Origin of the sequence: Prevotella sp. P5-64, from assembly GCF_002251285.1 — a bacterium.
Classification (GTDB): Bacteria; Bacteroidota; Bacteroidia; order Bacteroidales; family Bacteroidaceae; genus Prevotella.
The window spans coordinates 103,092-122,639 of the sequence record NZ_NPJK01000005.1 but is presented as its reverse complement, the minus strand read 5'-3'; the positions used below and the strand labels follow the sequence as shown (position 1 = coordinate 122,639).

Sequence of the window (19,548 nt, the reverse complement as noted above, 5' to 3'; positions counted from 1 at the left end):
TGACAAGCCTGGCGACAGGCGGCGAAAAAGCCACGCAAATTGCGCCATGTCAATCACATACGACAAATGGCACAAAAATCAGAAAAAAGTGTACAATTATTGTTAAAATACGCACAAAACTGAACTACGTTACTGAGAAGTTTATTAACTTTGCAGTGTCAAAAAACTTTTTGACCGCTGTAGGTTTTCTACAGCGTCGTGTTTAGGGATACAATTGAAACATCAATATTAATAGCATAATTAGGTATGAAAGTAAGAAAATTCTCGCTTGTGGTAGCCTGTATCGGGGCTACTCTTTTAGCTTCATGTGGGAAAAGTGGTGGCGGAATGCCCAACTTCGGTGACAACGAGTTTGCCGTACGCACGATAGCATCGTCGAACGCTGCGCTGCAGACCACCTACCCCGCCACCATCAAAGGTATTCAGGATGTAGAGGTACGTCCGAAGGTGTCAGGCTTCATCACCAAGGTGCTGGTGCATGAGGGTCAGACCGTAGCTGCTGGTCAGGTGCTCTTCACCATCGACAGCGAGACCTATGCCGCTGCCGTGCGTCAGGCCAAGGCAGCCGTCAGCACCGCCAAGGCTCAGCTGAGCACCGCCAAGCTGACCATGGACAACAACAAGAAACTGTATGACAAGGCCATCATCGGCCAGTATGAGTATACCTCTTCTGCCAACTCTTACGCCACAGCCCAGGCTCAACTTGCCCAGGCCGAGGCCGCTCTTGCCGCTGCCCGCGAGCAGTTGGCATGGTGCAGTGTGAAGAGCCCGGCAGCCGGTGTAGTGGGCAGTCTGCCCTTCAAGGCTGGCGCATTGGTAAGCGCGTCGGGTCAGGCATTGACCACGGTGTCGGATGTAAGCACCGTAGAGGTGTTCTTCTCAGTCTCTGAGAGCGAGCTGCTGGCTCTGAGCAAGACCAACGGTAGCACCCAGGCTGCCATCGCCTCCTTCCCCGAACTGAAGTTGAAGTTGGCCGACGGCTCTATCTACAACCATCCCGGCAAGGTAGTCAAGATGAGCGGTGTGCTCGACGCCACTACCGGTTCGGTATCTCTGATAGCCCACTTTGCCAATCCCGACAAGCTGCTGAAGAGCGGCGGCGCCGGCACCATCATCGTGCCCTCGGTAGACCAGGGTGCCATCCAGATACCTCAGGAGGCCTGCTCACAGATACAGAACAAGACCTTCGTGTATGTAGTGACCAAGGACAACAAGGTGAAATATACCGAGATAACCATAAATCCCCAGAACGACGGCCAGACTTATATCGTGACCTCGGGTCTGCACGTGGGTGACCGCATCGTGACCAAGGGTATCACCAAGCTCACCGACGGTATGGAGATTGTCCCCATCACCGAGCAACGCTATGAGCAGAAGATAGACGAGGCTGCCAAGCTGGCCGAGAGCCAGGGCAACGCCCACGACTTCGCTGCCACCATGAGCGGCAAGAAGAAGTAAGCATATATATAATAAGGTATAAGAAAACAAGTAAATCATGACATTTACAAACTTTATCAAACGACCGGTACTCTCGACGGTAATCTCCATCTTCTTCGTCTTGCTGGGTACCATCGGTCTGATATCGCTGCCAGTGGAGCAGTACCCCGATATCGCACCGCCTACAATCTCGGTATCGACCACCTATACCGGTGCCGATGCCCAGACGGTGCTCAACTCTGTCATCGTGCCGCTCGAGGAGAGCATCAACGGTGTGGAGAACATGACCTATATGACCTCGTCGGCTACCAACGACGGTATGGCCAATATCACCGTATTCTTCAAGCAGGGCTCTGACCCCGATATGGCAGCCGTGAACGTGCAGAACCGCGTGTCTCAGGCTCAGGCGCTGCTCCCTGCCGAAGTAACCCGCGTGGGTGTGACCGTGTCGAAACGCCAGACATCCAACGTGATAATGTTCTCTATCACCTCCGAGGACGGCCGCTACGACGACGAGTTCGTGACCAACTACGCGCTGATTAACGTCATCCCCCAGCTGAAGCGTATCACCGGTGTGGGTGATGTGCAGAGTCCCTCTATGCGTAACTACTCTATGCGTATATGGCTCAAGCCCGAGAAGATGAAGGAGTACGGACTCGTACCTTCTGATATTTCAACCGCCTTGGGTGAGCAGAACATCGAGGCTGCCCCTGGTAAGTTTGGCGAGAACTCGGATATGGCTTACGAGTATGTGCTGCGCTACAAGGGTCGTCTGAAGACCGTGCCCGAGTATGAGAACATACTGCTCAAGAGCAACACCACAGGTCAGACCCTGCGCTTGGGTGATGTGGCACGCATCGAACTGGGCGGTCTGAGTTACGCCGTAAGTCTGAAGAACAACGGCCAGCCCGCCGTGATGGGTATGGTACAGCAGATTGCCGGCTCTAACGCCACCCAGATAGCCACCGACGTGAAGAAAGCCCTGGCTGAAGCCAGCAAGAGCTTCCCTCCCGGACTGGAGTACACCATCGAGCAGGATGTGACCGAGTTCCTCTACGCCTCTATCGAGGAGGTAGTGTTTACCCTCATCATCACGCTGCTGCTGGTATTCATGGTAGTGTATATCTTCCTCCAGGACTTCCGCTCGACCCTCATCCCTATGATTGCCGTACCTGTGGCGCTCATAGGTACCTTCCTCTTCCTCTGGATATTCGGTTTCTCCGTCAACCTGCTTACCCTCTCGGCGCTGCTGTTGGCCATCGCCATCGTGGTCGATGATGCCATCGTGGTAGTCGAGGCCGTCCACGCCAAGCTGGACCAGGGCTACAAGAGCGCGTTGACCGCCTCTATCGACGCGATGAACGAGATTTCGGGTGCCATCATCTCTATCACGCTGGTAATGTCGGCTGTGTTTATCCCCGTGTCATTCATGGGCGGCACATCCGGTACCTTCTATCGCGAGTTTGGTGTGACCATGGCCGTATCTATCGTCATCTCCGCCATCAACGCCCTCACCCTGTCGCCAGCCCTCTGTGCCATGCTGCTGAAGCCCCATGCCGACGACGCCGACAGCCACAAGGCCAAGTCGTTCATTGACCGCTTCCACGCTGGCTTCAACTACCAGTTTGAGAAGATTACCAATAAGTATAAAGGTGGTGTCGAGTGGATTATCCGCCACGGCATGATAACCGCCGGTACGATAGTCGCAGGTATTGCCGTGCTGGTCATCCTGATGGCTACCACCAAGACCGGACTGGTGCCCGACGAGGATACCGGTACCCTCTTTGTGACCATTTCGGCAGCCCCTGGTACCAGCCAGGAGCGCACGCTGAAGATTGTGGACCAGGTAGACAAGATGCTGGCAGGCAACCCCGCCATCCAGCGGCGTGAGGCCATCATCGGATACAACTTCATCGCAGGCCAGGGCTCAGACCAGGCCACCTTCATCATCAAGCTGAAGCCATTCGACGAGCGCCCTGGCGGTTTCTTCCACCGCATCAAGAGCGCGATTACCGGCGGCGGCATCGAGGCCCTCTTCGTCAATCCTATGGAGTCGGGCTCAGTGCTGGGCATGATCTACAAGCAGACCGCGACCATCAAGGACGCCCAGATTCTGGCCTTCGGTCCTCCTATGATTCCTGGCTTCTCTGCCCAGAGCGGTGTGACGATGACCATGCAGGACAAGACCGGTGGCGACTTGAACCGCTTCTTCGAGGTGACCAAGAACTTCCTCGCCGAGCTCAACAAGCGCCCCGAGATACAGAACGCCATGACTTCATATAACCCCAACTATCCCCAGTACATGGTGGATGTAGACGTAGCCAAGACCAAGCAGGCCGGCATCTCACCCTCTACGGTGCTCGCCACCCTGCAGGGCTACTACGGAGGTATGTATGCGTCTAACTTCAACGCCTACGGCAAGCTCTATCGTGTAATGATACAGGGTGAAGTGTCGAGCCGTATGCGCCCCGAGGACCTGTCCAACATCTACGTGCGCACCTCGTCGGGCCAGATGTCGCCTGTAAGCGAGTTTATCAACCTGCGCCGAGTATACGGACCGTCCAACGTGAACCGTTTCAACCTCTTCACCTCTATCAACGTGTCGGTTACCCCCAATACGGGCTACTCTACCGGTGAGGCCATCAAGGCCATCTCTGAGGTGTCCAAGGACAATCTGCCCGACGGCTACGGCTACGAATATTCTGGTCTTACCCGCTCTGAGGCAGAGTCGAGCAACTCTACCGCCATCATCTTCGTACTCTGTATCGTATTCGTTTACCTGATTCTGAGTGCGCAGTACGAGAGCTACATCCTGCCTCTGTCGGTAGTGCTGTCCATCCCCTTCGGTCTGGCTGGTGCGTTTATCTTCACCAACCTCTTCGGCCACTCCAACGACATCTACATGCAGATTTCGCTGATTATGCTTATCGGTCTGTTGGCCAAGAACGCCATCCTTATCGTGCAGTTCGCCCTTGAGCGCCGCCGCACGGGTATGGCCATCAAGTACTCGGCCATCCTGGGAGCCGCAGCCCGTCTGCGTCCTATCCTGATGACCTCACTGGCCATGGTTATCGGTCTGCTGCCACTGATGTTTGCTTCGGGTGTAGGCAAGAACGGTAACCAGACTCTGGGTGCCGCCGCCGTGGGAGGTATGTTCATCGGTACCGCCATCCAGGTATTCGTAGTGCCCGCCCTCTTCGTGGTATTCCAGTGGCTCCAGGAGCGCATTAGTCCGCTCAAGTTCGAGGACGAGACCAACGAGGAAGCTGCCGCCGAGCTGGAGCAGTATGCCTCTGCCGCCCACCACAGAGGACTGACCAAGAAGTAGTAAACCGACCAATAACTTGAAGTAAAGACAATGAAAAAGAATTTGAATATATTGCTCGTAGGTCTTGCAGTGCTCAGCATGAGCAGCTGCAAGAGCCTCTACGGCAAATACGAGCGTCCTGATGTGAAGACTGCCGGCCTGGTGCGCGACTCTGCGTCGCTTACCGACACGCTCGCCGTCACCGACACCACCTCGTTTGCCAACATCCCCTGGCGTTCGGTGTTTACCGACCCCCAGCTGCAGAGCCTCATCGAGAAGGGATTGGCCAACAACCCCGACCTGCTCAACGCCGCCCTCAACGTGAAGATGGCTGAAGACCAGCTCAAGGTGGCCAAGCTCGCCTTTGTGCCCGCCCTCTCCTTTACGCCCCAAGGCACCATCGCCTCGTGGGACGGCAACAAGGCCACCCAGACCTACAGCCTGCCCGTGACCGCCAGCTGGTCGCTCGACCTCTTCGGCAACCTGCTCTCCGTGAAGCGTGGCGCCCAGATGTCGCTCTTGCAGATGAAGGACTATCAGGTCACGGTCAAGACCAACCTCATAGCCAATATCGCCAACCTCTACTACACCCTGCTGATGCTCGACAAGCAGCTCGAGCTCGTAAGCGACATGGAGACCCTCACCAAGGACACTTGGGAGACCATGAAGGTGCTCATCGACAGCCGTCGCGGCTACCGTTCGGTATCGGTCCAGGCCGCCGAGTCCAACTACTACTCGGTGCTGACCAAGAAGGCCGACCTGAAACGCCAAATCCGTGAGACCGAGAATACGCTTAGCCTGCTCCTGGGCGAACAGGCGCAGACCATAGCCCGTGGCAAGATAGAGGCCCAGAGCCTGCCCACCAGCTTCTCTACCGGAGTGGGCGTGCAGCTGCTCAACAACCGCGCCGACGTCCATGCCGCCGAGATGGCCCTGGCCCAGTGCTTCTATGGCGTAGAGACCGCCCGCAGCCGTTTCTATCCCTCCATCACCATCTCGGGCACAGGCGCCTTCACCAACTCTGCCGGCGCAGGCATCGTCAACCCCGGCAAGTGGCTGCTCTCTGCCGTAGGCTCGCTCGTGCAGCCCATCTTCCAGAACGGACGCCTCATCGCCGGACTCCGCGTGGCCAAGGCTCAGTATGAGCAGGCCTACAACACCTGGCAGAACGCCGTGCTCAAGGCCGGCAGCGAGGTGAGCAACGCCCTGGTGCTCTACAACTCATCGGAGGAGAAGAGCCAGATTGAGGCCAAGCAGATAGAGGTGCTCCAAAAGAACGTCGAGCAGACCCGCGAGCTCGTGGGCGACGCCGGCAGCAACTATCTGGACATCATCACCGCCCAGTCGTCACTGCTCAATGTGCAGCTGTCCAAGGTGGCCGACGACTTCAACAAGATGCAGGCAGTGGTCAACCTCTACTACGCCCTCGGCGGTGGAGCCAAGTAATATTAACCCATTAATCAAGATTACAACTAATATGGCAAGTATAATAAGTCCCAAGGCAGACGTGTCGCCCAAAGCCAAGATAGGCGACAACTGCCGCATATATCCCTTCGTCTATATCGAAGACGATGTAGAGATTGGCGACAACTGCGTCATCTATCCCTTCGTGAGCATCCTCAACGGTACCCGTATGGGCAGCGGCAACAAGGTGTTCCAAGGAGCCGTCATTGCCGCCCTTCCCCAGGATTTCAACTTCACCGGTGAAGAGAGCCATGTGGTGATAGGCGACAACAATACCATACGCGAGAATGTGGTCATCAACCGCGGCACCCATGCCGGCGGAAAGACCATGCTGGGCAACGGCAACTTCCTCATGGAGGGCGCCCACATCTCCCACGACACCGTGGTGGGCAACAAGTGCGTATTCGGCTACGGTACCAAGATTGCCGGCGACTGCGAGATAGGCGACAGCGTAATCTTCTCTACCTCAGTCATCGAGAACGCCAAGACCCGCGTGGGCGACATGGCCATGATACAGGCCGGCACCAGTTTCTCCAAAGACGTGCCTCCCTACATCCTCGCCGGTGGCAAACCGGTGGCTTACGGCGGTCCCAACAACGTCATCATGGAGGCTGCCGGCATCGACGAGAAGGTGCGCAAGCACGTGGCCAATGCCTACCGACTGGTATTCCACGGCCAGACCTCGCTCTTTGACGCCATCAACCAGATTAAGGACCAGGTGCCCGACGGCGCCGAGGTGCGCAAGGTGGTGGAGTTTCTGAGCCAAAGCAAAGCAGGTATCATTACCAAGATATAATCCATACCTAATTAGTGTTATCACACCGAGGGAGTTCGCTGATAGAAGCGGGCTCCCTCTTTTATTGTCCCCGCCGAGGCAGACACCGCCTCTGCTGGGAGCGCAGACCACGGTTGGCGGCTCGTGACGGAAGTCACGTGGGCTCGTGCCTTATGATACGCGCCCACGTTTCAAAAGGCACGGACTCACGTATCATAAGTCACGAGCCACCGACGATGGCTCCAGCCCCTCGGAGAAGCCATCTCCATCGACCGCTGACGCCATCTCCATCGACCGCTGACGCCGTCTCCAGCCCTCTGATTGCCGCCCCTGATGCAATATACCACAATCGTGGTAGTCCAAATAACCCATGTATGCTATTGCGAGAAAGTGAAAATCGCCGTAACTTTGCATCGACAATATCAATAAATGTATTACCGCGCTCTGTCTGCCCTCTCATTTAGGTCCACAGACGAGCCAAAAACGATTAGAAAGGAAAGTATTATGAGCAACAAGAAGTACCGTTTCGAGACCCTTCAACTGCACGTAGGCCAGGAGCAGGCCGACCCCACCACCGACGCCCGCGCCGTGCCTATCTACCAGACCACCTCTTACGTGTTCCGCAACTCCCAGCACGCCGCCGACCGCTTTGCCCTGCGCGATGCCGGCAACATTTACGGCCGACTGACCAACCCCACCCAGGAGGCATTTGAGAAGCGCATGGCAGCACTCGAAGGCGGAGTGGCAGCACTGGCAGTGGCTTCGGGAGCGGCTGCAGTGACCTACGCCCTGCAGAATGTGGCCGTCAACGGTGACCACATCATAGCCGCCAACAATCTCTACGGCGGCACATTCAACCTGATAGAACACACGCTGAGCACTCAGGGCGTGACATCGACCATCGTAGACCCCGCCAACTTTGACGAGGTCGAGGCAGCCTTCCGTCCCAACACCAAGGCCATCATCGTAGAGACCTTCGGCAACCCCAACGCCAGCGTCACCAACATAGACCGCATCAGCGAGATAGCTCACCGCCACAACACCATCGTGGTGGTCGACAACACCTTTGGCACCCCCTATCTCTTCCGTCCGCTCGAGCACGGCGCCGACATCGTGGTACACTCTGCCACCAAGTTCATCGGTGGCCACGGCAGTTCGCTCGGCGGTGTCATCGTCGACGGCGGCCGCTTCGACTGGAAGGCCAATGCCGACAAGTATCCCACGCTCGCCCAGCCCGACCCCTCTTACCATGGTGCCGTTTTCGCCGACGTGGCTGGCGCTGCCGCCTTCGTCACCCGCATCCGCGCCGTGGTGCTGCGCGATACGGGAGCCGCCATCAGCCCCTTCAACGCCTGGATACTGCTCCAGGGCCTCGAGACCCTCTCGCTGCGCGTGGAGCGCCATGTCTACAACACGCTGCGCATCGTCGAGCATCTCGCCCACCATCCCAAGGTGGCCAAGGTAAACCACCCCTCGCTCGCCTCACATCCAGACCACGAGCTCTACAACCAGTATTTCCCCAACGGCGGCGGCTCTATCTTCACCATCGAGCTCAAGGGCGGTGAGAAAGAGGCTTGGGAGTTTATCGACCACCTGCGTATCTTCTCGCTCCTTGCCAATGTGGCCGACGTGAAGAGTCTGGTCATCCACCCCGCCACCACCACCCACTCACAGATGACTCCCCAGGAGCTCGAAGAGCAGCACATCTATCCCTCGACCATACGCCTGAGTATCGGCATCGAGCATGTAGACGACCTCATCGATGCCCTCGACGAGGCACTTACCTACGTCAAGTAATAATCACAATAACTGTCAGCCGGCCTCTCCCCTCGTCTCTTTCCGCTATAGTGGGGAGAGGCTGCCGACCCAACCACAAAGAAGAACACTATGGCAAAAATTGCAAAACAGTTGACCGACCTCATCGGCAACACCCCCCTCTTGGAACTTAACAAGTATTCGGCCACCAAGCACCTTGACACCCCCATCATTGCCAAGGTAGAGTATTTCAATCCCGGCGGCAGCGTCAAAGACCGCATCGCCCTCGCCATGATTACCGACGCCGAGCAGCGTGGCATCCTCAAACCCGGTGCCACCATCATCGAGCCCACCAGCGGCAACACGGGTGTGGGCCTGGCTCTGGTGTCGGCCGTGAGAGGCTATCACCTCATCCTCACCATGCCAGAGACCATGAGCGTGGAGCGTCGCAACCTCGTCAAAGCCTATGGGGCACGGGTAGAACTGACCAGTGGCAAAGACGGCATGACGGGAGCCATCAGGCGCGCCGAGGAGCTGAAGCGCGAGATACCGGGCAGCGTGATACTGCAGCAGTTTGAGAACCCCGCCAACCCACAGACCCACTACCTCACCACCGGCAAGGAGATATGGGAGCAGACAGAGGGCAAGATAGACATCTTTGTAGCTGGCGTGGGCACCGGAGGCACCATCTCGGGCATCGGCCGCCGTCTGAAGGAGTACGACCCCAATGTCAAGGTAGTCGCCGTAGAACCCGCCTCGTCGGCAGTGCTCAACGGCAAGCCCAGCGGTCCGCACAAGATACAGGGCATCGGTGCCGGATTTGTGCCCAAGACCTACGACGCGACGGTGATAGACGAGGTGCTTGACATCGACAACGACGACGCCATCCGCACCGGTCGCGAACTGGCTGCCAACGAAGGACTGCTCACGGGCATCTCGTCGGGAGCCGCCGTATATGCCGCCACCCTACTGGCCCAACGCCCCGAAAACCGCGGCAAGCGCATCGTGACGCTGCTGCCCGATACCGGCGAGCGTTATCTCTCGACCGTGCTCTACGCCTTCGACGAATATCCGCTCTAACCCCCCACCCTCTACAGCCACGGCAACACGGCGCAAGCCGCAGCCTGGCATCAAAAAGACAAAGCCGCAGCAGGTCTGTACCGCTGCGGCTTGTTTCGTATATTCCAATCAGTATCAAGGCATCGCCCACGGCATGACTGCCGATGGGTCTGGGCAATGGCAGCCCTGCTGACGGCTATCCCATCACGACATCGAGAACCATCATCAACACGAAGCCCATGGCAAAACCTATCGTGCTGAGATTGCTGTGCGCACCGCTGGAGGCTTCGGGTATCAGTTCTTCGACCACCACGTAGAGCATGGCTCCTGCTGCAAAGGCGAGCATATAGGGAAGAGCGGGCAGCAGCAGCGAGGCCAGCACCATGACAGCTATGGCTCCGATGGGTTCGACGACTCCGCTGAGCGTCCCCAAGACAAACGATTTCCACCTGCTGTTGCCAGCCGCCCTCATGGGCATGGAGATGATGGCGCCCTCGGGGATGTTCTGGATGGCTATGCCCAACGCTACCGTGACGGCACTGGCCAAAGAGATGTATGATGCATCATTCTCGGCACCGGCAAAGACTACACCCACTGCCATGCCTTCGGGCAGATTGTGGATAGTCACCGCAAAGGCAAGCATGGCTGTCTTGGACAGGTGAGACCTGACGCCCTCGGGCTTGTCGGTGCCTATATGGAGGTGGGGAGTAAACTCGTCGATAACCAGCAGAAAGCCAATGCCCAGAAGAAAACCCACCGCAGCAGGAACCACCGACCACGCTCCACGCCCAGCCACCATCTCCATAGCCGGGATGAGCAAGGACCATACCGATGCTGCCACCATCACGCCCGAAGCAAAGCCCAACAACGACTTCTGCAGTCGCACAGACATATCGCGCTTCATCATAAAGACAAATGCGGAGCCGAGCATCGTACCCAGCAGCGGAAGCAGAAGCCCCACGATTATTGTAAGTGTCATAGCTGTCATATTCTACCTTATTATTATTTGTTCCTGCTGCAAAGATACGGTGAAATCGCGAGTCTGGCAATACCCTGATGTGATTTTTTTTCGCCATGGCGGCAAGGACAAAAGACAGAGGTCTGTCTGCGATTGCCCCCAGGGACTACTGATAGAGGACAACTGCCAACGGAAACTTTGTGAACAAATAATCGGGAATAGTGTTGGGCAATTCGCCGATTTTCATTACTTTTGCCCCATCGGCGGGCGGCATTGCCACGATGCACATGATGCACGCCACATCCGCCACCAGTAAGAAGCAGATGATGAATAGGCATTAATCTGCCCTTTGATTTTAGTTATCACTCACAGGGGCGCACTCCACCGACGTGCGCCCCACTTTATTGGAACCAATAAAAGATGAAAAGACTGTCACCGCTCACCCACCGCCGCTATCTGGTACCGCTGGTACTGGTAACCCTACTGTTCTTCCTGTGGGGATTTGCGCGCGCCATACTCGATGTACTCAACAAGCATCTGCAGAACCAGATGGACATCAGCATCACCCAGTCGTCGCTCATCCAGGTGACCACCTATCTGGGCTACTTCCTGATGGCCATCCCCGCGGGCCTGTTTATCAACCGCTATGGCTACCGGCGCGGCGTAGTACTGGGTCTGCTGCTCTTCGGGGCAGGGTCGCTGCTGATGATCCCCGGCGTCGAGGCAGGCACATTCAGGGCTTTCCTGCTGGCACTCTTCGTGATAGGCTGCGGACTGGTGTTTCTGGAGACTGCCGCCAATCCCTACGTGACCGAGTTAGGCCCCGCCGAGACATCGACCAGCCGTCTGAACCTCTCACAGTCGGTCAACGGACTGGGCTGCCTCTTCGCCACCTTTGCCGTGGGCCAATGGTTCTTCGGCTCGGGCAACATCGAGAGCGTGGTGCTGCCCTACGCGGTGATGGGAGCCACCGTGCTGGTGGTGGCACTAATCTTCACCCGCGCCAATCTGCCCGAGATAGCCCATGCCGACGACGCCAGTGCCCGGCTCAGCCGCAGCCATATCGCCGAACTGCTGCTGCACCGACGCCTCTTCGTCTTCGGACTGGCGGCCCTGCTGTGTTATGAGATTGCCGAGATATCCATCAACAGCTACTTCATCAACTTTGTGACCGGGCAGGGATGGATGGACGACTCGACGGCATCGATGGTCATCACCTGTGCCTTGGCCTTCTTCATGGTGGGACGCTTTGTGGGCAGCTGGATTATGCGCAGCGTGGCGGCAGAGACCATGCTGCTGACTTGCGGCGCTGGCGCCGTGGCGTGTACGGCGCTGGTGCTTGCCGATATAGGCATCGTATCGATGGTGGCGCTGGTGGCCATCTATCTCTTCGAAGCCATCATGTTTCCCACCATCTTCGCCCTGTCGCTGCGCGGACTCGGCGCCTACACCAAGAGCGCCTCGTCGCTGCTGATGATGACTCCCATCGGCGGCTGTGGCTTTCTGCTGATGGGGCTGATAGCCGACCACGTCAACCTGGTGGTTCCCTTTGTGATACCCCTCATCGGCTTTGCCGTGGTGACCACCTATGCGCTGCGCCTCCGCCACGGTAGAAGCCATGGTGGTGACGGCTCGGTTTTGCAAAGTTGATTTTGCATTTCTGCGCCTAACCGCAGCCAATAGGAAAATAATGTGAAAAACAACCACAACGAGCCAAAAAAAATCATTGTCAACCTTTGGATTGACGATTTTTCGTTGTACTTTTGCAGTCGGAATAGGGCCTGTATCATCACGATACGGGCATAGTCCGTAAATGACTACATTTTTTATAACAAATAACAATTATGGTAAACTACAAAGAATTAGGCCTCGTTAACACCCGCGAGATGTTTAAGAGAGCCATCAATGGCGGTTATGCTATCCCTGCATTCAACTTCAACAACCTGGAGCAGCTGCAGGCTATCATCAAAGCTTCTTCTGAGCTGAAGTCACCGGTTATCCTTCAGGTTTCTAAGGGTGCCCGTAACTATGCTAACGAGACTCTGCTCCGTTACATGGCAGAAGGTGCAGTAGAGTATGCCAAGGAATTGGGCTGCAAGCATCCTGAGATTGTTCTCCACCTCGACCACGGAGACAGCTTCGAGCTCTGCAAGAGCTGCGTTGACCTGGGCTTCTCTTCTGTAATGATTGACGGTTCTGCTCTGCCTTACGAGGAGAATATCGCTCTTACCAAGAAGGTAGTAGAGTACGCTCACCAGTATGACGTAACCGTTGAGGGTGAGCTCGGCGTATTGGCAGGTGTTGAGGACGAGGTTTCTTCAGACGTATGCCACTATACAAAGCCTGAGGAAGTTATCGACTTCACCACACGCACTGGCGTAGACTCACTGGCTATCTCTATCGGTACTTCTCACGGTGCTTACAAGTTCACTCCCGAGCAGTGCACCCGCGACCCCAAGACCGGCAAGCTCGTTCCTCCTCCATTGGCATTCGACGTTCTGGATGAGATTATGGTTAAGCTGCCTGGCTTCCCAATCGTTCTCCACGGCTCTTCTTCTGTTCCTCAGGAGTATGTAGACATGATCAACGAGTACGGTGGCAAGCTGCCTGACGCAGTTGGTATCCCCGAGGAGCAGCTCCGCAAGGCTTCTGAGAGCGCCGTTTGCAAGATTAACATCGACTCTGACTCTCGTCTGGCCTTCACCGCTGCCGTTCGCAAGGTATTCCACGACAAACCAGGAGAGTTCGACCCACGTAAGTACTGCGGTCCCGCTCGCGACCTCATGGAGCAGATGTACAAGCACAAGATTACTGACGTGCTCGGTTCTGACAACAAGCTCGCAAACCTCGACTAATCATCGCGCCGCATAGACGGCAACAATGATAACCCAAATGATGAGGCGGAGTCCATGACCTATGGGCTCCGCCTCTCTGTATAGATGCGCACTGGAGAGATGGATGGATGGCGCAAAGACAGCAACAGGCGCATCAAAGAAGAGCCCCGGTGAAGACGCAATGGTCGTCTTCGCCGGGACTCTTGTCATCTGTCGTATTGTGTACCGCCAGCCTTCGCCCACAGACGAAGACCGGCGGCAATGGAAGGGCTACAGACCGCGGGCCTTGAGCAGTCCGGAAGCGTCGGGAGAGGTCATGCCTGTGAAGTCGGTGAACATCTCCATCTGGTCCTTGGTGTTGCCACGGCTGAGGATTTTCTCGCGGAACGCCTTGCCCACTGCGGGGTCGAGGGCGCCATGCTTGGCAAAATAGTCGGCAATGTTGACTGCCAGCACCTCGGTCCACAGATAGCTGTAGTAACCGGCAGCATAGCCACCGCCCCATACGTGGTTGAAGTAAGAAGTGGAATAGCGTGGAGGTATCTGCGCGTTGAGCAGGCCCACCTTCTTGAGCGCCTGGCTCTCAAAGAGAGGAGCCTTGTCGGCGGTGGGCACCTCGTCGGCCTTCATCAGGTGCCAAGCCATATCGACGCTGGTGGCGGCAAGGTTCTCGCCCAGAGCGTAGGCGGTCTGGAAGTTGATGCTCTCGAGCATGCGCTTCTTCAGGTCGGCAGGCATGGGAGCTCCGGTGACGGCATGGCGCACGTAGTGGTCGAATATCTCGGGGATGGAGGCAAACGACTCGTTGAACTGAGAAGGCATCTCGACGAAGTCGCGGGCTACGGCTGTACCGGAGAGCGTGCTGTAGCGGCAGTCGGACAACATGCCGTGCAGGGCGTGACCAAACTCATGGAAGAGCGTGGTGGCCTCGTCCCAGGTGAGGAGCGAAGGCTGGCCTTCGGGCGCCTTGGCGTAGTTGCATACATTATATATAATAGGTAACTGATGACGCTCTCTGCTCTGCTTGGCAAAAGCGCTCATCCATGCGCCACCGCGCTTGGTGGGACGACGGTAGTAGTCGCAATAGAACAAAGCCAGAGGACTGCCATCGGCATTGCTTACCTCGAAGACCTTCATATCGGGATGATAAGTGGGGATGTCGGGGCGGTGCTTGAACTGGAGACCGTAGACGCGCTGGGCTGCATAGAAGACACCCTTCTCTACGACGCTGTCAAGGTTGAAGTAAGGCTTCACCTCGTCATCGCTGATGTTGAGCACCTCCTTCTTCATGAGCGCAGAGTAGTAGAAACGGTCGTAGGGCTGGAGCTTGAAGTCGGCACCCTCGGTCTTCTGGGCATAGGCTTCGATGGCGCGAGTCTCGGCGTCGGCCTTGGGCGAATACTCCTTGATGAGCTGGGCGAGGAACTTGTTGACATTCTGCGAGTTCTTGGCCATAGTCTTCTCGAGCGAGTAGTCGGCATAGTTGGCATAACCCATCAGGCTGCCCTTCTCGGCACGCAGACGAGCCATTTCGGCCACGATGGAGAAGGTGTTGAACCCGGGACGCGTGCCGTCGGCGCGGTGGATGCTGGCCTCATAGACCTGGCGTCGCAGGTCGCGGTTGCGCAGACTGGCGAGGATGGGCTGCTGTGTGGTGTTGATGATTACGATGCAGTAGGGAGCCTTGGCACCACGGCTCTCGGCATCCTTCTTGCACTGGGCGATGTCGGCATCGCTCAGACCGTCGAGCTTCTCCTTGCTGTCGACCCATACCACAGCGTTGTTGGTCGCCTCGGGCAGGAGGTTGCCCCACTGCTGCTGGAGGTCGGAGATACGCGAGTTAATCTGCTTCATGCGCTGCATCTTGTCGGCAGAGAGCATGGCGCCCGAACGCACAAAGCCCTTATATATCACCTCGGTGAGTCGCTGGTCTTCGCCGGTAAGGCTCTTGTACTCGTGGTCGTATACATACTTGATGCGCTCGAAGAGCTTCTGGTTGAAAGATATCTCGTTGTCCAAGTCGGTGAGCAAGGGTGTCACCTTCTTCTCGGTGTCGGCGATGACCGGCGTCTTGTGGGCACTGCAGAGTCCGAAGAACACATTGCTGACATTCTCGAGCAGCACACCGCTGTTCTCGTAGGCGAGGATGGTGTTGGCGAAGGTAGGTTTGGCCTTGTTGTCCACTATCTTCTGGATGTTCTCACGTTGTTGCTTGACCGCCGCCTCGATAGCAGGCAGGTAGTCGGTCTCCTTGATGCGTGCGAAGTCGGGCGCTCCAAAGGGCAGAGAGCTCTTCTGGAGCAGCGGGTTCTGTCGACAGGTCTTGTTGCCGTGGTCACAGCATGCACTACCGGCGTGCTGGGCATCTGCGGCGACAGGCATTTGCAGCAAAGCTGTTGCCAGTCCGATGGTAATAAAAGCCTTGTTGATTTCCATATTGATGATTGTTTGAGTCTTGTGCCTACAAATTTACTCAATACTATTGGTATAAAAGACAAAAACCATTAACATTTTTGTCTTGCGTGGCAATTTGTTGCCAACTGGGGCACCCGCACATGCACAGAGTACCCTGCCACGGATGCAGCCTATTTCAGATAGAAAAGGAAGTCCTCGCCGTCCCACTCCCAGCCCACGATGTCGTAGCGGATGAGGCGTGCCAGTATCTTGATGACCAGGAAACGCTTGATGTGGGCTATCTTGGAGATGACCTGGAGAGGCTGGTGAGGATTGAGACGCATCATCTCCATCAGCCCCGACTCGGTATCGGTGTAGGGCATCACGTTCTCTTCGCGCTGCTCTTGCTTCCACATCTCTATAATTACGGGCGACGCCACCACATTCTCATCCTTGATGCGCATATAGGCGGTCTTGTGGCCCTCGTCGTCGAAGGCGCACACCGGCTTGGCAGTGGCGGGCGGAATGGTGGCAACCACCACATTGCGCCCATCGACATGATAGGTCTTGAAGTTGATGTCTGCCTCGGGCTCACAGCATCCGTAGGCCGCACGGGTCATCATATAGATTTCCTCTTCGGTCTTGACTCCGGCTATGGTACCGTCGTCGCGCACGCCGATAAGCAGGCGGCCGCCCACGGTATTGGCAAATGCCGACACCGAGCGCGCCAGTTTGCCGGCGTCGGTGATTTCGTACTTGAAGTCCTGCTGCCGGTGCTCGCCCTGAGCCGTGAGGTCGTGTATGTATTGACTGTCGTCGCGCATGGTGGATGAAGGATTATTCCTGATAACGCTTGGTGCGCACCTTGAACTTGTCGAAGCCCTCGCCGTAGACTCCGATTACAGCACTCTGTGACACAAAGGCTTTGGGGTCTATCTCGTTGATGAGCATGAATATCTTGTGAGACTCGCTCTTCTTGGCCAGCACGAAGAGCATGTGGACATCGCGGCCCGAGTAGAAGCCATGGCCGTTGACCACGGTCACGCCGCGGTGGGGGTCATTGATGATGCGGGCACCAATCTCTTCATACTTGTCGGAGATGATGAAGAACTGCACCGAACGGCGCATGGAGTTGACCACATAGTCTATGCAGAGCGACGAGACGATGAGTGTCACATATCCGTAGATGATTTTCTCCCAGTCGTGCAGCACAAAGTAGCTCGAGGTGATGATGGTAAGGTCGACCACGAGGAACACGCGGCCCAAAGATATGTTGCGATACTTGCTGATGATGGCTGCCACGATATCCGTGCCTCCGGTAGAGCCGTTGAAAGCCAGTCCCAAGCCGATACCGCTACCCATGAACACACCGCCGATGATGGAGGTCATGAAGGGGTCGCCCTCCAGCAGATGGATGCTCTCCAAATGCTCCTGGAAGACGGCGGAAAGCGCCGTGAGCAACGACACCGCGTAGATGGTCTTCACGCAGAAGCGCCAGCCCAATATGCGGAGCGCAATGAGAAGCAGCGTGGCGTTGATGGCAAAGTAGGACATCTGGACGGGGATGTCCATACCCCAGTAGAGTACCGATGATACACCCGGCACACCGCCCGTAGGTATCTTGTTGGGCAGCAGGAAAATGGTCCAGCCCAATCCATAGGAAATCATGGCTATGCTTATCATCACATAGTCACGTATCTCTTTGCGTATTGCCTTCTTTCTTTCAATAGTCAAGGTCATTGTCGTCGATGTATTTATTATGGTTATAAAGTGTGTGCAAAGTTACGCAGTTTTCCACGATAATATGTTTGATTGTTATCCTTTTTTCTCTAATTCTTGATTAAAAGGAGATAGTTTTTGTCCCTACCTTTCAGTCTATAATCTTATAGTGGCGCAAAGCGTGGGCTATGCCGTGGTTGTCGACATCGGTGGTGACGAAGTCGGCAGCCGCCTTGACATCGTCGGCGCTGTTGCCCATAGCCACGCCGATGCCGGCAGCGCTGAGGATGGCGATGTCGTTGCCACCATCGCCGAAGGCCATGGTCTGGCTGATGTCGAGGTGCAGGAAACCGGCCATCTCGCGCAAGCCAAGTGCCTTGTCGACACCCTGGCGGGTAAAGTCGGTAAACTCGGGATGCCAACGGCCCGAGGTGACATGGCGCAGACGCGGGCTGAGTGCGGCTTCCTGGGCGCGGGTCATAAAGGGCGACAACTCCAGGATGCCCTCTGTGCCCAGGTCCTTGAGCGTCAGGCTGTAGTCGAGCACATCTACGCCAAGCCCCTTGACATAGATACGGTCTACGAGGTCGGAATTGTTGTAGACCACGATGGTCCGCTCACCGTCTACCACCACCGGATAGTGGTTGTCGATGGCGTCGGCGAGCACGGTAGCCACGTCGTCGGGGTCCATAGGGTGACGGCTCACCACCGTATCGCCCACCACGCAGTAGGCACCATTGGTGGTGATATATCCGTCGATGAGGTGAGCGATGGGCTTGAGGTTGGTGATAAAGGCCATGGGTCGGCCCGTGGATATATAGATGCCCACGCCACGCCGGTGGGCTTCCTCGAGCGCCTCAACGGTAGAGGCGGGCACGGTGTGGGAGGTGAAGCTCACCAACGTGCCGTCGATGTCGAAAAAGAGTGCTTTGATATTCATTATCATCGTCTAATCGTTGTCATACATTCCTCTGAACCATCTCAGTTCGTCGTAGGTCTGGCGGATATCGTCCATATCGATGTCGAAGGTGCGGTCGACCGTACGCGGCGAGTCGTGGAGGGAGTGAGAGAAGAGCCAGTCGTAGGTCTTCTGCAGATAGAAGAGGCGTGCGGGTGTGCCGTGGTTGCCCCCTTTTATCCAGTCGTAGCGCAGCAGCTGGTCGTTGCCGCTCTGCTGCAGATAGTCGACCACTCGCTTGGACTGGGCTATAGGCACGGCGCGGTCGGCGGTACCATGCATAATCCACAAGGGCACCTGGCCCAGCCCCGCGGGCTCCTTCACCGAACAGCCTCCGCAGAGCGCCATGGCAGCTGCCACCTTGTCGGGATAGGCTGCCACAAAATCCATCGTGCCGTAGCCTCCCAGGCTCATGCCCAGGACATAGACGCGGGTGGTGTCGATGGCATAGTGTGCCACGGTCCACTCCAGCAGGTCGTTGATTTTCTTGGGGTTCCACGCTCCACCTCCGTTCTGCGGCGCCAGCACCACAGCAGGCACAATCTTACCCTTCTGTATGGCGTGGAGCACCCCGTAGCGGCGCACCTTTTCCAAATTGTTGCCACACAGGCTGGCGCCGTGGAGGAATATGACCAGCGGCACGCCACGTCCCTCTGCTTCGTACTCCTCGGGAGTGAATATCCAGAAGTTGTAGCTTCCCGGAACCTTGCCGCGCATGGCCTCCATCTTGCCCTGACCGTCGGTGGCTGCATGGGCGGCAAGCGTCGTGAGCCACAGCAAGGCCAGGAATATCGTCTTCAGTTTCATCAGCTATGTCTTTATACGTTATTGCAAAGTTAATGATAAACCAGCAATAATATGTGACAATAGCGTTAATCTTTATAAATC

General features: G+C 56.5%; 14 protein-coding genes. 8 read left to right on the top strand and 6 right to left on the bottom strand.

The window, feature by feature from the left end:
- Window positions 1–246 precede the first annotated feature (246 nt).
- The 6 genes from CIK87_RS01525 (at window position 247) to cysK (ending at window position 9,818) form a co-directional block, all read left to right on the top strand.
- On the top strand, window positions 247–1,458 hold the full coding sequence (locus tag CIK87_RS01525) for an efflux RND transporter periplasmic adaptor subunit (RefSeq protein ID WP_094384861.1): 1,212 nt from the start codon (window positions 247–249) through the stop codon (window positions 1,456–1,458).
- 37 nt (window positions 1,459–1,495) lie between these two features.
- Entirely contained in the window at window positions 1,496–4,765 is a 3,270-nt protein-coding gene (locus CIK87_RS01520) for an efflux RND transporter permease subunit (protein ID WP_022311694.1), read from the top strand.
- Between the two features lie 30 nt (window positions 4,766–4,795).
- Window positions 4,796–6,190 (top strand): efflux transporter outer membrane subunit, encoded by a 1,395-nt coding sequence (locus CIK87_RS01515; protein WP_094384859.1) that lies wholly within the window; start codon window positions 4,796–4,798, stop codon window positions 6,188–6,190.
- A gap of 31 nt (window positions 6,191–6,221) precedes the next feature.
- Entirely contained in the window at window positions 6,222–7,004 is a 783-nt protein-coding gene (gene lpxA / locus CIK87_RS01510) for an acyl-ACP--UDP-N-acetylglucosamine O-acyltransferase (protein ID WP_022311696.1), read from the top strand.
- 483 nt (window positions 7,005–7,487) lie between these two features.
- On the top strand, window positions 7,488–8,780 hold the full coding sequence (locus CIK87_RS01500; protein WP_022311697.1) for an O-acetylhomoserine aminocarboxypropyltransferase/cysteine synthase family protein: 1,293 nt from the start codon (window positions 7,488–7,490) through the stop codon (window positions 8,778–8,780).
- Window positions 8,781–8,870: 90 nt separating this feature from the next.
- A complete protein-coding gene (gene cysK, locus CIK87_RS01495) occupies window positions 8,871–9,818 on the top strand; it encodes a cysteine synthase A (protein WP_094384855.1) in 948 nt (315 codons plus the stop codon).
- Between the two features lie 175 nt (window positions 9,819–9,993).
- On the opposite strand, the gene CIK87_RS01490 is transcribed toward cysK, so the two are convergent.
- Window positions 9,994–10,776, bottom strand: a complete 783-nt coding sequence (locus tag CIK87_RS01490) for a ZIP family metal transporter (RefSeq protein ID WP_094384962.1) — start codon at window positions 10,774–10,776, stop codon at window positions 9,994–9,996.
- Between the two features lie 399 nt (window positions 10,777–11,175).
- Here CIK87_RS01490 and CIK87_RS01485 point away from each other — a divergent pair, with 399 nt between their 5' ends.
- Both CIK87_RS01485 and CIK87_RS01480 read left to right on the top strand, forming a co-directional pair.
- On the top strand, window positions 11,176–12,405 hold the full coding sequence (locus tag CIK87_RS01485; RefSeq protein WP_094384853.1) for an MFS transporter: 1,230 nt from the start codon (window positions 11,176–11,178) through the stop codon (window positions 12,403–12,405).
- 194 nt (window positions 12,406–12,599) lie between these two features.
- Window positions 12,600–13,610, top strand: coding sequence for a class II fructose-bisphosphate aldolase (locus CIK87_RS01480; RefSeq protein ID WP_094384852.1), 1,011 nt, complete (start codon window positions 12,600–12,602; stop codon window positions 13,608–13,610).
- Between the two features lie 249 nt (window positions 13,611–13,859).
- On the opposite strand, the gene CIK87_RS01470 is transcribed toward CIK87_RS01480, so the two are convergent.
- From CIK87_RS01470 to CIK87_RS01450, 5 genes are all read right to left on the bottom strand, one after another.
- Window positions 13,860–16,025 (bottom strand): M3 family metallopeptidase, encoded by a 2,166-nt coding sequence (locus tag CIK87_RS01470; protein WP_173823470.1) that lies wholly within the window; start codon window positions 16,023–16,025, stop codon window positions 13,860–13,862.
- A gap of 149 nt (window positions 16,026–16,174) precedes the next feature.
- A complete protein-coding gene (locus CIK87_RS01465; RefSeq protein ID WP_094384846.1) occupies window positions 16,175–16,807 on the bottom strand; it encodes a helix-turn-helix domain-containing protein in 633 nt (210 codons plus the stop codon).
- Window positions 16,808–16,820: 13 nt separating this feature from the next.
- Window positions 16,821–17,723: a YitT family protein gene (locus tag CIK87_RS01460; RefSeq protein ID WP_022311704.1), complete on the bottom strand. Its 903-nt coding sequence runs from the start codon at window positions 17,721–17,723 to the stop codon at window positions 16,821–16,823.
- A gap of 130 nt (window positions 17,724–17,853) precedes the next feature.
- Window positions 17,854–18,642, bottom strand: coding sequence for a Cof-type HAD-IIB family hydrolase (locus tag CIK87_RS01455; protein WP_022311705.1), 789 nt, complete (start codon window positions 18,640–18,642; stop codon window positions 17,854–17,856).
- Window positions 18,643–18,651: 9 nt separating this feature from the next.
- On the bottom strand, window positions 18,652–19,467 hold the full coding sequence (locus CIK87_RS01450; RefSeq protein WP_022311706.1) for a prolyl oligopeptidase family serine peptidase: 816 nt from the start codon (window positions 19,465–19,467) through the stop codon (window positions 18,652–18,654).
- Window positions 19,468–19,548 lie beyond the last annotated feature (81 nt).